This window comes from Methylotenera sp. 1P/1 (assembly GCF_000384355.1).
Classification (GTDB): domain Bacteria; phylum Pseudomonadota; class Gammaproteobacteria; order Burkholderiales; family Methylophilaceae; genus Methylophilus.
This window is the reverse complement of record NZ_ARWC01000001.1, coordinates 2563370-2579700: the sequence shown is the minus strand read 5'-3', so window position 1 is coordinate 2579700 and position 16331 is coordinate 2563370. Positions and strand designations below refer to the sequence as shown.

Sequence of the window (16331 nt, the reverse complement as noted above, 5' to 3'; positions counted from 1 at the left end):
AATCTTGTAATTAGCCAGTATAGCGTTATAAAGTGGCCGCCTGCACCAAATATTTTTTCAACCATGCTTGGCGATTAATCGCCTGCATGCCATGTCCTGTCAGCGCTTGCAGCCAGCCAGCAGAGGTTGCGAACAAGGCATCCAAACCTGACGTTAGTGTATTCATGCGTGTAATATCTAACTGACGCGTACGCACATAGCTACGTAGAAAGCCACTATCGCCAATATCGTGCATGACACTTAGCTTAGTCGTCATTTCTGTCAATTGCATTACATCACGAAACCCTAAATTAACGCCCTGCCCGGCCATGGGATGTACCTGATGCGCAGCATCGCCTACCAACACTACACGATCGCCAATAAAAGTCTGCGCAGTTTGCTGATTTAAATCAAACGATAATACCTCACCGCATAATCTAAGCGATCCTGTTACATCATGGCTGCTATCTCTGACTGCCTGCGCTAAAGCCGCTTCTGATAATGCCAATAAGGCTTGCGCGCGCGCATGTGTCACAGACCACACCATAGATACCACTTGATTAGGCAGCGGCAATAAGGCTAATGTTTCATGTGACTGGAACCACTGTTTGGCAACATCGCGATGCGGGAGTTCCGCATGAAAATTGGCCACAATAGCTGTTTGTTGAAATGATTTCAAAGACACGCCGATCTGCATCTGCTGGCGCACCCAGGAATGCACACCATCCGCAGCAATCATCAGTTTGGCGCGCACAGTTTGCTTGTTATCTAGCAGCAAATCTACGCACTGCGCTTGATGTTGAATGCTGATAGGGTTGGCGATTGTGACATCCAAATGCAAATCAGCCAGCGCTTGTATACACGCACGCATCAAATTGCTATTTTCTAAAATACAGCCCATGTGCAATAGGTTGGCATCTTCAGCGCGTAACATCAGTTGAGCACCGTGCTGCGGATCCCATAGTTCCATGGCGTCAATAGGATTAACACGTGCGGTATCTAGCTTGGCCCAAATACCCAATGTTTTCAGCCACGCTATCGTGTTTTCGGTGAGGGCATAGATTCTAGCGTCCCATGAATGAGAAGATGGCACATCATTTTTTGGCGGACGACTATCCACCAGCACCACACGCTTGTGCTGCTTTGCCATGGCAATCGCAGCAGTCAAACCAACAAGACCGGCACCAACAATCACGATATCGGCTTCAATGATTTGCGCTGTTTTTTTTGCTGTGCTGGTCATTATTTACCAAAACTCATTTTATTGACCAATACACGTTTAATAGGCGGGAAATGCTGCAACATTGCCAACCCCAAGCCACGCAAGCTTGCAACGCCTAGTGTTTGATTGGTGAATACATTGACCAAAAAGTCTGTGAATAACAATCCGCCACGGGTATCGGCTTGTCTACGTTGACGATACTCTGCCAGCATGGGTGCACCGCCCAATTGCGCTGCACTTGTATTTGCAATCAAATCCACAAGTGTCCAAGCATCACGCATGCCCACATTAAACCCTTGCCCCGCAACCGGGTGCATGGTCTGTGCGGCATTACCAATCACCACCACATGCGCGGCATCCGTCATGCTTAAGCTACTAAGCTTTAGCGGAAAACTCATGCGCTTTTCAATACTCAAAAACTGGCCAACACGATCGCCAACTGCTGCATGCAGTTCAGATAAAAATGTTGCATCATCCAATGTCAACAAACGATCAACCATGTCTTTCTCACCAGTCCAGACCAGTGAGAAATCACTTGCACCGTTTGGTAGCAACGCCATTGGTCCGGTAGCGGTAAACCGCTCATAGGCAACATTGTTGTGAGACATCTCAGCTTTGACTTTACTTACCAATGCATCGTGACCATACGCTTTGGTTTCGCGCATCAATCCCGGAACATCTTCTAGGCTGCGCCCGCCATCGGCAATCACTAGCAAGGCGCTACGCAATTGCTCTGTCTTACCTGCCACTTCAAAACTTACTTCGGCGTGATGATCTCTCGGCAAAATTGCGCGCGCTGCTGCTTGATACAACACACGCTGATGGTCAATCGCACTGTCTAACGCTTGCATTAATGCACCGTAGGAAACCACATAACCCAACGCCGGCAATTGATGTTCTTGCGCCTGCAGCTTGGTGCGACCCAAACCACCACGCTGCGAAATATGAATGGTTTGAATTGCCGTCGCATGTGGTTCGACCTGCGCCCACACGCCCAACCGCTCTAAAATCAACTTAGTACCATAAGAGAGAGCAAGCGCACGTGTATCTTGATGCGCAGCACCTTGCGGGCGCGCCTCCAACACTTTGAACGGTATCGCTTTTTGTTGCAGAGCCAGTGCTAGCGCCAACCCTACTGGCCCTCCGCCCACAATGACAATGGCATCGGTCGTATTCATGTACGCTGCATGTAGGTTTCAATATCGGCGACAGATTTAATCGCAGCTTGCGTCAGCACTTCGTTGCCCTGCGATGTAATCAACACATCATCCTCGATTCGAATCCCAATATTCCAAAAGTGTTCTGGCACATTGTCAGCTGGCCGCACATAGCAGCCCGGTTCAGCGGTAAGCACATTACCTTCTTCTAATATTGCCCAGTCACCCGCTTTGGTTTTGTACTCACCGGCATCATGTACATCCAACCCTAACCAATGCCCGGTGCGATGCATATAAAACTGACGATAGCTCGCAGTTTCAATCACAGCCTCTTTGCTACCATGACATAGCTTTTCATCAATAAAGCCCTGTACCAACACATCCAATGCCGCTTCGTGGGGGGCGTTCCAGTGGTTGCCCGGCTTGGCCGCTTCAATCGCTGCCAATTGTGCTGCCAACACAATCTCATATAAGGTTTTTTGTGGTCCGGTGAATTTCCCATTCACTGGAAATGCGCGTGTGATATCACTGGCATAGCCATGCAGTTCACAGCCCGCATCAATCAACAACAAATCTCCATCATTGAGTACACAATTGTTGGCGTTATAATGCAAAGTACATGCATTGGCACCTCCGGCAACAATACTGGTATAGGCAGGCGCTTGTGCACCGTGGCGGTAAAACTCATGTAAAAATTCTGCTTCTATTTCATATTCCATTTTGCCCGGCGCGGCTTTTTGCATGGCACGGTTATGTGCTTGTGCTGCAATATTGGCACTGCGCCGCATGAGGTCGATTTCAAAGGGCGATTTTATCAAGCGCATCGCATCAACATACTGACGTATATCAATCATTGTATCCGGCGCACTCACACCAGTACGCGCCTGCATTTTGACGGTATTGAGCCACTGCGTGACCTTTGCATCCCAAATAGCATCTGCCCCCAAGCTGTAAAATAGTGTGGGTTGATTGGCCAACAATTGTGGCAGCAGCGTGTCAATTTGTGATATCGAATAGGCTTCATCAAGCGCAAACTCTGTTTTAGCGGCATCGGGACCAAAGCGAAAACCATCCCAAATCTCACGCTCAATGTCTTTATCGCGGCAAAACAAAATGGTCTTGGGCTGCTGACCAGCAATCACAACTAGCAATGCCTCAGGTTCAGTAAACCCAGTTAAATAATAAAAATAACTATCAAACCGGTATGGATAATGACTATCACGATTACGTATCGCTTCCGGCGAAGTCGGAATCACAGCAATCCCATCGCCCATGCGCGCCATCAGTGCTTGCCGACGCCGCTTAAATTCTTCGCTATTGATTGCCATGCTATTGATTGTCATCTCTAGTTAACCAAATATCTAATTCTGTTAATCTTTGCGGGGTGCCAATATCATGCCAAATACCCGTATAGTGTTCAGCGGTCGCCTTACCTTGTGTGATGGCTTGCCTAATTAAAGGTGCCAGCTTGGCGGCATGCCCCCTCACAATCTCTGCAAATAACGTCGGCTGATACACGCCAATACCAGAGAAAGTCAGCATCTCCTCCCCTGCATTTTGCAACATCTCATCCGTAATCGCAAAATCACCGTTTGGATGCTGCGATGGATTATCGACCAACACCAAATGCGCCAGTGCATCGCCACGCAACACGGCGTGCGCCTTAACGCTTAGTTGCGTGAAATCATAAGTGCTAAATACATCCCCGTTCACCACACAAAACGGCGCATCTCCTAGCAAAGGCAACGCATTAGCAATACCACCCGCCGTTTCTAGCGCTACTGCCTCTGGGCTGTATTGAATGGACACGTTCCATTGTGCGCCGTTCCCCAATGCCTGTTCAATTTGCGTACCTAGATGGGCATGATTGATCACGATCTCACGAAATCCTGCATGCGCCAAACGCTCTATATGCCAAACAATGAGCGGCTTGCCACCTACGTTGAGCAAGGGCTTAGGTGTGTGATCTGTTAACGGACGCATACGCTCGCCACGACCAGCCGCTAAGATCATGGCTTTCATCAGAACGTAAACCCTGCTTTGTCTTCCAAGCCTTCCAATGCATTCAATAACTTCAGCATTGGCTTCAGCTCCACATAACGCCCACACACTTTTCGTAAATACGCCATCACTAATGGCATGTCTTTTAGGTACCCATCTTTGCCATCGCGATGATACAAGCGCGCAAAAATACCAAGCACTTTAATATGACGCTGTGCCCCCATCCATTCAAAATCGCGATAGAACTCACCAAAGTCTGCCGACACTGGCAGGCCCGCTTTTTTGGCGGATTGCCAATACCGTGCAACCCAATCAATCACTTGTTCTTCATCCCAAACGATATAGGCATCTTTCAGCAAAGACACCAAATCGTAGGTAATTGGGCCGTAGACTGCATCCTGAAAATCGAGAATGCCAGGATTGTGATCACATACCATCAAATTGCGTGAATGGTAGTCACGGTGCACCGTGACCTTAGCCTGTGCCAAAATATTTTGATTGAGTAAAGCAAACGTCTGTTGCAATACTTTTGTCTGCGCTTCATCGAGTACTACATTTAAATGCTTCACCAAATACCAGTCTGGAAACAGCTGCATCTCTCTGGTTAGTAACGCTTCATCATAGGGTGGCAACGCGTCTGGCTGACTCGCCAACTGCATTTTAATCAATGCTTGCGTTGCATCGCCATACAAGCGCGGTGCATTCTCTACATTTAATACTGAAAGATATGTCGTATCGCCTAGATCACTTAACAACAAAAAGCCCAATTGGATTTCTTCTGCCAAAATTTCCGGTACATTAAGCTCCGCGGCCAGCAGCAATTTAGCGACACGTACAAAAGGCCGGCAATCCTCCTGCGGTGGTGGTGCATCCATGGCAATCATGGTGCGACTGGCAGTATGCACTCTGAAATAACGTCTAAAACTGGCATCCGCCGATGCTGTCGTCAAAGTGAAATCATCATTACCCAATACTTGCTGAAGCCAAGCTTCTAATTGCTGTTTTCTATCCACACTTTGCCCTATTTAAGTAAGCCACATCAGCATTGCCGACTAGTATTTGAGTAGCCTGACTTATGCTGAAACACGAATTTTTTATTGATTAAAACGAGGTTTTATGCGATTTTATCACTCATGCGAAATACACTGTATTATTCTTAAAAATTAACGCGACTATTTATTACCAGTCATTTAAAAAATCCTGCTTTGTTAACACACCAATCTCAATTTCACAATCAAGGAATGCTATTCATTCTTGCTATGCTGACGCTGGCAATGAGCAGTGTCTCTATGGCAGAAACGAGCACAGACACGCCTGCCACTTCTGAAGATTCACAAGAATCCGTTGCGTTACCCGGCGCCATTGAAATTGAAGGCGATAAGCTGGATTTATATTTAGACCGAAAAATGCGTGCCAGTGGCAATGCAGTCATCACCAGAGGCGATCAAAAAGTCTATGGCGATCAAATTGAATACGATGTACAAAACGATGAGTTGCAAGTCAATGGCAATGTAAAAATTGAGATCGACAATGGCAACATCACAGGGCCTGCACTTAAGATGCGCTTGAGTGAAAGTATCGGCGAAATGCGCGATGCCTCCATTACCTTTAACAAAAGCCCGCAACCAGACAACACTAGCAACTCCTCCACACTGCTGAATGATCAATCGGTTATTTTTAGCGATCCAAAACGTTATCTAGATAACAACAACGCTTTAAGCAACACGCCAACGCTGACCCGCAATTTGGAAGGCTCTCGTGGCGATGCAAAGCTGGTGCTGTTTGAAGGGCAAGACAAAAAACGCTTAAAAGGTGCGCGTTATACCACCTGTGAAGCAGGGGTGGATGATTGGTATATTAAAGCCAACGATTTAGAACTAGACGATTACACGCAATCCGGTGTGGCCAAAAATGCATATGTGGAATTTAAAGGTGTACCGCTGCTATACACGCCTTGGCTGAGCTTCTCATTCAACAATCAGCGTAAATCGGGCTTATTGGCACCCACGATTGGCACCACGTCCCGCAGCGGTTTTGAGGTATTAACGCCCTACTACTGGAATATCCGTCCGGACATGGACGCCACACTTGCTACGCGCTATTTAAGTAAGCGCGGCCTACAACTGCAAGGCGAGTTCCGCTATTTGGATGAGTCCTACTCCGGTATTAATAGCTTGGAATATCTGAATAAAGATAGCCTGAGCAACGAAAACCGCTACTACGCCAACTTCATGCATCGCCATCTTTTTGGCGGAGGGTGGTCAGCGGGTTATAACATTGAAAAAGTATCAGACGATCAATACTTCTCTGAAATGTCGACGCGCATCGTCAGCACCAGCCGGGTGAACTTACCACAAGAAGGCTTTGTGGATTATCAGGATGATGTCTGGAGCTTCAACGCCTTGGCGCAAAAATACCAAACCTTGGATGATTTATCGTTTCCGTACGAGCGTCTGCCACAGCTGACACTGTCTGGCAATAAAGAATGGCAATACGCCAATGGCGAGTTGTTTAGCCAATGGACTTATTTTGACCGCAACAATAACGCGCCTAAAGCCGCCACCGGCAATCGGATTGTCGCTTACCCGTCTATCAATGTACCGTTCACAAGCAGCTACGGTTTTATCACACCTAAACTTGGGTTACATGCATCCAGCTATCATTTAAACGACAACGACTTTACGGTGAATGGGCAAACCGTGAGTGAAAACACGCTCACGCGTACTTTGCCGATTTTTAGCTTGGATAGCGGCTTATACATTGATAAAGAGTCTACTTTTTTGGGTAAAGAATATACGCAGACCATAGAGCCAAGACTGTACTATGTGTATATCCCCTATGATGACCAAAGCCGCATTCCCGTTTTTGACTCATCGCTGGCCGACCTTAACCTGACAACAATGTTTACTGAGAACCAGTTCACGGGGAGCGATCGCGTTAACAATGCCAATCAAGTGAGCCTTGCAATGACCACGCGCTTTATTGATAGCGATACTGGCATTGAACGTATTTCTGCCACGGTTGGTCAACGTTATTATTTCCAAGATCAAAAGGTATATTTACCGGGCGTTACCGCAACAAACCGCAAAACATCGGACATCATTGCCGGGTTTACGGCAAGGCTTTCCAGCAAGTGGAATCTAGATGCATTCTGGCAATATGATCCGGACGCCTCAAGTATGACCCGATCTAATTTACTCGCCCGCTACAATCCGGAGCCAGGCAAGCTATTGAACATGGGTTACCGCTACACACAAAACTTTCTGGAACAAATTAACGTCTCCGGCCAATGGCCCTTGGGCAAGGGCTGGTATGGCGTTGGACGTTACAACTACTCCATACGTGATAAAAATGCCATTGAGAGCTTGGCTGGGGTAGAATATGACGCTGGCTGTTGGCAAGCGCGTGCTGTAGTGCAACGTGTAGAAACCGCCACAGCGGACGCCAACTATGGGTTTTTCTTTCAACTTGAGTTAGGTGGGCTAGCGTCCATCGGCTCCAATCCACTCAATTTATTACGTCGGGATATTCCGGGCTATCTATCTAGCGGCGAGATTCCGAGTAATTACAGACAGCAAAATTACAACCAATGAAATTAACACATTCTATTGCCGCTATTGGCTTACTTTTTGGCATGATTGCAAATAACCAGTTATTTGCAAAACCTGCTGACATTGAAAAAATGGATCGCATCATCGCAGTGGTAGACCAGTCGGTCGTCACTGAGCAAGAGTTGATTGATCGAATGAAAAGCATCACCTCTCAAATCGAAAAGCGTGGCGGCGAGCTTCCGGCAAAAGACGTATTGCAAAAACAAGTGTTGGAACGTTTGATTGTAGATAGCCTGCAATTACAACTGGCAGCGCAAACCGGTATCAAGGTCGACGATGGGCAGCTTGATAAAACATTGGAGCGCATTGCCGAACAAAATAAATTAAGCTTGGCCGAGTTCAAAAAAGTATTACAGGCTGACGGCGTCAGCTTCATTAAATTCCGTGAAGACATTCGTAGTGAAATTACCCTTTCTCGACTCAGAGAACGTGAAGTGGATAATCGCGTAACGATTTCCGAAGGCGAAGTGGATAACTACTTAACCACGCAAGCCAGCCGCACGGGCGAGCAAGACGATTTTGATATCTCTCATATTCTAATCCGCTTGCCAGAAGACGCCACACCCGAAGATATTCAAAAAGCGCGTACAAAAACAGAAGAAATGCTGAAAGCACTTGACGGCGGCATGAGCTTTTCCGAAGCTTCAGCCACCTACTCAGATGCACCCAATGCATTGGATGGCGGCGGCCTTGGTTGGCGTAATGCAAGTCAGGTACCCCCCGCTTTTTTTGAGGCGGTAAAGACATTAGCCGTTGGCGCCGTCTCGCCACCTTTCCGTAGCCAAAGCGGCATTCACATTCTCAAACTAAATGATAGACGTACCGGTGCCTCAAGTTTAGTGGTCAACCAAACCCATGTACGCCATATTTTACTCAAACAAAGTGAAGTGGTTTCCGAGAGCGAAGCCAAGCGCAAGATCGAAGGCATTAAAGAACGTATTGAAAACGGCACAAAGTTTGAAGAAATGGCTAGACAGTATTCAGAAGACGGCAGCGCCAGTAATGGCGGCGATCTAGGCTGGGTTAACCCAGGCGACACCGTACCTGCCTTTGAAAAAGAAATGAACAGCTTAGGTTTAGGCGAAATCAGCCCGCCAGTGTTAACGCCATTTGGCTGGCACATTATCCAGGTGTTAGAGCGCCGCGAACAAGACATGTCCAAAGAAGCGGCGCGTTTAAAAGCACGCCAAGAGATTCGCGCACGCAAGGCAGAAGAAGCTTACAACGACTGGATTCGCGAACTGCGTGATAAAGCCTACGTTGAGATGCGTCTTGAAGATAAATTTTAACGTATTCACCACCACGACTTAGGCGCCCTGTGAACGCACTACCACGTATCGCCGTTACCGCTGGGGAGCCTGCAGGTATTGGGCTAGACTTATGTGTCATGCTGGCACAAACCCCGCTAAGTGCACAGGTTACCGTCATTGCAGATGCAGATGCGCTATTAGCGCGTGCGGCGCAACTCCACTTACCGTTGACGATTCATCCCTATTCTGCATCACAGCCTGAGCATTCCGGAAACAGCACATTGCGAGTATCGCATGTACCCAGTGCAGCCTCCATTGTGACTGGCAAGCTCGACGCAAATAATAGTCCTTATGTATTGCATACGCTCAAAGTGGCGATGGATGGTTGTTTAGAAAATCGCTTCGATGCAATGGTAACCGCCCCCGTACAAAAAAGTATTATCAACGATGCAGGCATTGCGTTTACTGGGCATACTGAATTTTTGGCAGAGTATACGCATACGGAACGTGTGGTGATGATGCTGGTAGGTGGCGGCATGCGCGTTGCGCTGGCTACAATTCACTTACCCCTGACACAAGTTAGCGCTGCTGTTACGACTGAGTCATTAACGCAAACGATTCAAATTCTGCATCACGATTTACAGCAACGATTTGGCATTGCATCCCCCAAAATTTTTGTGGCCGGATTAAATCCACATGCCGGCGAAGGCGGCTATTTGGGCAACGAGGAAATTGCTACGATTACTCCCGTGCTTAACAGCTTGCGCGCACAAGGCATGCAACTGATTGGCCCGTTACCTGCAGACACGATGTATTCCCCAAAAAATATTGAAGAGGCTGACGCATTCTTGGCCATGTACCACGACCAAGGACTAGCAGTATTGAAGTATGCCAGTTTCGGCGCGGGCGTTAACGTGACCTTAGGCTTACCGATTATCCGCACCTCGGTCGATCACGGCACGGCGCTCGATATTGCCGGCACAGGCAAAGCAGAAGTGGGTAGCTTACTCGCAGCCATTCAACTCGCCATCGACATCGCACAACACACACAATGAAACATCTTGCTAAAAAAAGATTCGGCCAAAACTTCCTGACCGACCAAGCCATTATCAATAGCCTAGTAGAGGCAATTCACCCTGAAGTGAATGATTTGATGGTGGAAATTGGGCCTGGACTCGGCGCATTGACGCAGCCCTTGCTGAAACAACTGCAGCAACTGCATGTGGTGGAGATTGATCGCGACATTATTCAATGGATGCAGAAGACCTATCCAGCCGACAAAGTGAACATCCATCATGCCGATGTACTGAAATTCGACTTCCGCAGTATTGGCGAGCGCATTCGAGTAGTAGGTAATTTACCGTATAACATTTCCAGCCCAATTCTGTTTCACTTACTGGATAACGTAACGGGTATTATTGATATGCACTTTATGCTGCAAAAAGAAGTGGTTGAGCGCATGGTCGCCGCCCCCTCTACTGCGGCGTATGGCCGACTTTCGGTCATGCTGCAATACCATTTGCAAATGGAATATTTAATCACGGTGCCTCCGGAAGCATTTGACCCCGCGCCGAAAGTAGAGTCTGCGTTTGTGCGTTGCGTACCCTATCAAACCGTACCTTTTGTAGCAAAAGACCCGCAATTATTTGCTAAAGTGGTATTGGCGGCCTTTGGTCAGCGCAGAAAAACCTTACGCAATACGCTGAAAGGATTGCTGGACGATGCCGGCTTTGCACAACTGGACATTGACTCACAGTTACGCGCTGAAAATTTAAGCGTAGCCCAATTTGTGGCTATTGCAAATTTCCTCGCCTGATATAATGGTATTTTTGTAAACAATCGTAATTTAAGGAACTGATCATGCGTTTAATTCTGCTAGGTGCGCCAGGCGCGGGCAAAGGCACTCAAGCAACCTTCATCAAAGAAAAATTCAGCATCCCACAAATCTCTACCGGAGACATGTTACGTGCGGCAGTGAAAGCCGGCACCACATTGGGTTTAGAAGCCAAAAAGTTTATGGATGCAGGCGGTTTAGTGCCAGATGAAGTGATTATTGGCCTAGTGAAAGAGCGTATCAAAGATGCTGACTGCCAAGCAGGGTTTTTATTTGATGGCTTTCCGCGCACCATTCCACAAGCAGAAGCCATGAAGCAAGCTGGCGTGATGATTGATTACGTGGTTGAAATTGATGTGCCTGATGCCGCGATTGTAGAACGCATGAGCGGTCGCCGCTCACATCCTACTTCAGGCCGCACGTATCACGTGGTTTTCAACCCACCTAAAGTAGAAGGCAAAGACGACATCACCGGTGAAGATTTGGTACAACGCGAGGATGATAAAGAAGAGGTCGTGAAGAATCGGTTAAACGTTTATCACGCACAAACCAAGCAATTGGTAGGTTATTATTCAGACTGGGCAAATTCTGGTACTGGCGGTGCGCCTAAGTACGTAAAAGTGAATGGCATTGGCGACATGAATACCATTCGCGATCAAATTTTTACGCAATTAAAATAGCCGTGACGACCATGGAAAATACCGTATTTTCCATGGTGCATAACGCCATGTAACAACACTGTGTACGCACCATTCATGAGGAGTGTTCTTCTTTGATGACTGTTGATTTAAATACTTGGCTAGAAAAAAATCGCTGGCAAAAGCGATTGCTCGCACTAGCGGCCACGCTCTGCTTATTCTTTGCTTTCAGTTACTTATATGATCAGCACGATACGGATCTGCCTCAATATGGTGACAATGTCTGGTTTCAGGGCGATATTGGGCGCGTGTATGGCAACATGAATAATCGCCTAGCATTTGGCCATTACCGCGCAAAAGTTCACCCACTTTATTCACTGCAAACCTACCCACCCACCTTTGTATTAAAAAACATCTTCTCCGACGATGCTAAAGCCATTAAGTATGTCACTGTTGGCATTGCTACGCTGTGGTTATACTGTTTATATCGTTTGTTGCGCCTGATGGGATGCATCAGAACAGATGCCTTTGTATTTTCGCTACTGGGCATGAGTAGCTCGGCTGCCTTATTTTGGTTAAGTGTATCGGAAACCTATGCCCTAGGCTCCATCAGTATCATGCTGGCACTGACGCTAACCGTCATCTCGCAGCACAGAAAAGTCCCCGATCGTGTTTACGCTATCGTCAGCGCATTCACGTTTAGCGTCACTGTGACCAACTGGATGGCTGGCGTATTTAGTACGTTTACCTCGCTTCCATTCAAACGGGCGGTGAAAGTTTCTGTGATTGCGCTACTAGCGGTCACCCTGCTGTGGGGGCTACAAAAGCTGATTTTTCCCACCAGCGGATTTTTTATCGGCGAGAGTGAAGAGCATAAATTTTTATTTGCCCCCACCATGGCACGTTTAGGCGCTGTGTTGAATACGTTTTTCTTTCACTCCACCATTACGCCCGCACTCAATATTACCCAATACAACCAATTTAATTGGCCCATGCTAAGCATGCAATCCTCTGCAGTTGGCTCATCTGGCACATTAGGTGCGCTTGCATCCAGCCTATGGAGTGTCATGTTGGGCCTAGGTGCGTGGTCTCTATTCTCATGTAGACTGAGTAACGCGTTTAAACTCACATTAGGCCTGACACTGCTGTGCCAATTCTTGTTGCATTCTATCTATGGTGAAGAAACCTTTTTGTACACCCTGCACTTCCTGCCATTGCTCATTGTACTGACGGCATTGACCACACTGACGCAATATCGAAAGATTGCCATGACGTTTGCTCTGGTACTGATCCCGATATTGCTATGCAATAACCTCAACCAGTTTTACCAAGCCACAGACACATTTAAACCCTTGCATCATCATAATCAGCCCAGTGTAGGCACCCCCCTCTCCCAGTTAAACACACCCTAACGAATGCCAACTAACAATAACAATATATCTCTACGCAAACGGCTACAACGGCTGGTAAGCGGAAAAGACTTTGCTATCTGTTGTGCGATTTTTATATTCAGTTGCCTATTTTATTTTCATGTATACAACCTACATGAAACACACCTACTGTTAGATGGCGAAGATGTTTGGTTTCAAGGCGATATGCCACGCATCACCGACAATATGACTGATCGGTTTGCCTGGGGGCACAATCGATTAAAAGTGCATCCGTTACTCTCATTTGAAACCTACCCGCCTACCTATATTCTGATGAAACTTGGCCTGAGTGATTATGAGGCCATTCAGCTGGTTAGCACCGCCATTGCGGGGTTGTGGAGTTTAACGCTCTATGCCTTGCTGTGTGTGTTTGGCTGTCGTCGCATTGATGCTATTTTGCTCGTCATGCTCGCGTGGTCCAGCGCCGCCACGCTATTTTGGCTACCAACTCCAGAATCTTACGCACTGGGCTCAATCAGTATCATGGCTGCACTAATGGCAGCCATGCTAGCCAGCAAGCACCGCCTATCACCCCTAGCGTATATTGGGATGAGTGCATTTACCATGAGCGTCACCATTACCAACTGGATGTCCGGGCTACTTGCAACCTTCACCACGCAACCTAAGCGCAGAGCAATTATGCTGACGATTGCCGCACTTGCACTGGTGACAGTACTTTGGCTTGTTGAAAAGCAGATTTTCCCCGCAGCCGGCTTTTTTATTGGCGATGACGAAGAAGCCAATTATATGTACTACCCCTACTTTCACCGTATTTATGCGGTGCTAGTGAATATCTTCTCGCACAGCATGATCACACCGGACATCTTAACGCTCCCTAATACGCATATATTTGGCGAAGGTGGATTTAACTGGACCATGGTCTCTATTCAAGAGGCCAGCTTAGGTTCTGCCACGCTACAGGGCAAAGTTGCTACCGTGCTTTGGGCTGGGTTGTTGGGGCTGGGCGTTGGCGCTTGCTTAATTTCAAATATCCCCAAAGCTTACAAACTGACCTTAGGGCTGACATTACTAGGGCAAATTGGTCTGCATATTCTTTATGGCGAAGAAACCTTTTTATACTCACTCCACTTTCTTCCGCTGCTCATTGGTCTGGCTGCATTTGGCTTTACTGGCAATCTGCGTCCAGTCGCCATTACGCTTACGTTGGCACTTATTCCATTATCCATGATTAACAATTGGCAGCAGTTTAAAAAAGCCAGTGACATTGCTGTCTCACCGCGCCAGGATGTTCTTAACCATCGAGAACTGCGTCCCAACGACCCATGGTCTATCTACAATAGCCACGCCATCTTGGCTATTCCCGGTAGCACAGAAGGCGATAAATCTTATATTGAGCCGGGTGGTAGCTTTAGCCCGAAAGTCGGAAGTTTTGGCTTATCCATTTGGCTAAATGACGCCCAGCATGCCTTAGTGGCTAGCAGCGATACATTGCCCTCGTCGCAAACACAACAATCGTTCAATTGGTCAGCCACCGGCATGCCTGCTATCACCACGCAAACACCCTATTACAAAAACACGGCCAGTGTTCAAGAAAATCAGTCTTGGCAATATGAGACGCATTTTTTCAACCCTAGCACGCTGGATGCCTCTATGCTAATTAGAAGCGTAGGGCCGGCCGGTGGTCCAATTCATAGCATACGCTGGGAGCAACAGCAGCTGATTGTTAATGATACTTGGGCTGTCACTTTTAATCCCCAGCCGCAGTTTGTGACATTAGGACTCGAAGGCATAGATAGCTGGTATGGGCGCAACCAACGTACGGCCATCAAAAGTGACGATGGCTGGGCTTTCGCACGCATCCAAGTGGATACCAGCCAGCCAACGATTGTCAATATGCAAGCGTTGAAATCACTCGCAACGTACACATTGCCAACGCAAGCCATTGGCGCAAATATCAAGCTCAACCTACCTGACGCGCGTTTTTCTGACAGCCTGAATGCACAAATTGCCCATATGATGATGGGACTGGTGAACAACGAAACCCGCCCCGGTGACCCGACCAATTACCCGCTGGCTTGGCAACGAGATGGCACATATACACTAGTGGCACTGACCAAAGCCGGGCAACTTAAGAAAGCAAAAGCGCTGGCGCAAGAGTTTGCCGAAACAGATTTCTTTGGTGGGTTTGGTGCAGAGGCAGATGCGCCAGGTTTAGCAATATGGGCACTGAATCAGGTATCCTCGCAGCTCAACGATGCCCATTACGACCAGTGGCTGTGGCCGCATATGCAACGCAAAGCACAACTGATTGAGCGCATGCTAACGACGACTACCCAGATTGATGCCGACTTTAAAGGTAAAGTGGTCCCCCAACTTCTGGGAGACCCATATAAACATCTGATTGCTGATCCAGCCAAAGATGGACTCATCATTGGCATTATGGATCACCACCGTCCGCTGTTGTTTGTGAATGCCGTAAGCTATCTTGGACTGATGGAGGCCGCAGATATGGCAACGCGTTTAGAGAAACATGAAGATGCAAAACACTGGCAACGGCTCGCTAAACAACTCAAATCAGCTTGGGATAAAGCCTTTATTCCTCCTCACATTGACAATGAACGCACCTACATCAGCGCACTTTGGCCAAGCTGGATTGCTACCGGTGTTGAGCCAAAATTGCAATCGCTACTGGAGCAGCGCTGGCTCACGCAGCACGACACTGCTCAGCAACTCAAGCAACGCCCACTTTGGACATATTTCCAGCTAGCCGAGTCACACCAATGGCTATACTTGGGGCACCCGGAGCGCGCTTGGTCCACATTAACATGGTTCTGGGCACACCAAAGCGCACCCAATCTCTATAGCTGGTGGGAGGGCGATGGCGAAGAAAACAGCTTTGGCATCTGGCAAAATGTGCGCGGCTGGGTCAAACCCAAAGGCGTCAATCCACACTATTGGACTGCAGCCGAAATGGCGTTACTGCAAATGGATATGCTGGGTTATATTGACCACCGCCACGACAAAAACACACTCGTCATTGGCGGTGGTATTCCGCAAGATTGGATGTCGCACGACATGGATGTAGAGCGACTTAAAGTAGGTGCATATACCATAGACTGGCATTGGCGCAACGGCACCATGCATGTAGTGATCGATGGCCATCAGCCGATTTCAGTCAAATTGGCCAACACATTCCCCACAGATACAAAGTTAACAGTGACTTACCAGCAAGACTAAGGGATTTAGCC

At 47.7% G+C, this 16331-nt stretch carries 12 protein-coding genes; 7 read left to right on the top strand and 5 right to left on the bottom strand.

Annotated features, from left to right (window positions below; genetic code table 11):
- Positions 1-25: 25 nt before the first annotated feature.
- Genes A3Q3_RS0112520 through A3Q3_RS0112500 form a run of 5 tightly spaced genes read right to left on the bottom strand, consistent with a single transcriptional unit; the run spans position 26 to position 5372 of the window.
- Complete coding sequence (locus tag A3Q3_RS0112520) at positions 26-1222, bottom strand: FAD-dependent monooxygenase (protein ID WP_020183937.1); 1197 nt, start codon at positions 1220-1222, stop codon at positions 26-28.
- Positions 1222-2379 carry an FAD-dependent monooxygenase gene (locus A3Q3_RS0112515; protein WP_020183936.1) on the bottom strand — a complete coding sequence of 386 codons (1158 nt, stop codon included), beginning with the start codon at positions 2377-2379 and terminating at the stop codon, positions 1222-1224. Before A3Q3_RS0112515 ends, A3Q3_RS0112520 begins: the two co-directional genes overlap by 1 nt.
- Entirely contained in the window at positions 2376-3701 is a 1326-nt protein-coding gene (gene pepP / locus A3Q3_RS0112510) for a Xaa-Pro aminopeptidase (RefSeq protein WP_020183935.1), read from the bottom strand. Before pepP ends, A3Q3_RS0112515 begins: the two co-directional genes overlap by 4 nt.
- Positions 3688-4380 carry an N-acetylmuramate alpha-1-phosphate uridylyltransferase MurU gene (gene murU, locus A3Q3_RS0112505; protein WP_020183934.1) on the bottom strand — a complete coding sequence of 231 codons (693 nt, stop codon included), beginning with the start codon at positions 4378-4380 and terminating at the stop codon, positions 3688-3690. The genes pepP and murU overlap by 14 nt, the downstream gene beginning before the upstream one ends.
- A complete protein-coding gene (locus tag A3Q3_RS0112500; protein WP_020183933.1) occupies positions 4380-5372 on the bottom strand; it encodes an aminoglycoside phosphotransferase family protein in 993 nt (330 codons plus the stop codon). Before A3Q3_RS0112500 ends, murU begins: the two co-directional genes overlap by 1 nt.
- 276 nt (positions 5373-5648) lie before the next feature.
- On the opposite strand from A3Q3_RS0112500, the gene A3Q3_RS0112495 reads away from it, so the two are divergent.
- From A3Q3_RS0112495 to A3Q3_RS0112465, 7 genes are all read left to right on the top strand, one after another.
- On the top strand, positions 5649-7952 hold the full coding sequence (locus A3Q3_RS0112495) for an LPS-assembly protein LptD (protein WP_232418428.1): 2304 nt from the start codon (positions 5649-5651) through the stop codon (positions 7950-7952).
- Positions 7949-9259 carry a peptidylprolyl isomerase gene (locus A3Q3_RS0112490; protein WP_020183931.1) on the top strand — a complete coding sequence of 437 codons (1311 nt, stop codon included), beginning with the start codon at positions 7949-7951 and terminating at the stop codon, positions 9257-9259. The genes A3Q3_RS0112495 and A3Q3_RS0112490 overlap by 4 nt, the downstream gene beginning before the upstream one ends.
- 29 nt (positions 9260-9288) lie before the next feature.
- Positions 9289-10275 carry a 4-hydroxythreonine-4-phosphate dehydrogenase PdxA gene (gene pdxA / locus A3Q3_RS0112485; RefSeq protein ID WP_020183930.1) on the top strand — a complete coding sequence of 329 codons (987 nt, stop codon included), beginning with the start codon at positions 9289-9291 and terminating at the stop codon, positions 10273-10275.
- Positions 10272-11036 (top strand): 16S rRNA (adenine(1518)-N(6)/adenine(1519)-N(6))-dimethyltransferase RsmA, encoded by a 765-nt coding sequence (gene rsmA / locus A3Q3_RS0112480; protein ID WP_020183929.1) that lies wholly within the window; start codon positions 10272-10274, stop codon positions 11034-11036. The genes pdxA and rsmA overlap by 4 nt, the downstream gene beginning before the upstream one ends.
- 44 nt (positions 11037-11080) lie before the next feature.
- Positions 11081-11734, top strand: coding sequence for an adenylate kinase (gene adk, locus A3Q3_RS0112475; protein WP_020183928.1), 654 nt, complete (start codon positions 11081-11083; stop codon positions 11732-11734).
- A 95-nt stretch (positions 11735-11829) separates the two neighbouring features.
- Positions 11830-13104 (top strand): hypothetical protein, encoded by a 1275-nt coding sequence (locus A3Q3_RS0112470; protein ID WP_020183927.1) that lies wholly within the window; start codon positions 11830-11832, stop codon positions 13102-13104.
- A gap of 183 nt (positions 13105-13287) precedes the next feature.
- The gene (locus tag A3Q3_RS0112465) at positions 13288-16320 is read left to right on the top strand and encodes a hypothetical protein (protein WP_157355119.1); all 3033 of its coding nucleotides are present in this window, start codon (positions 13288-13290) and stop codon (positions 16318-16320) included.
- Positions 16321-16331 lie beyond the last annotated feature (11 nt).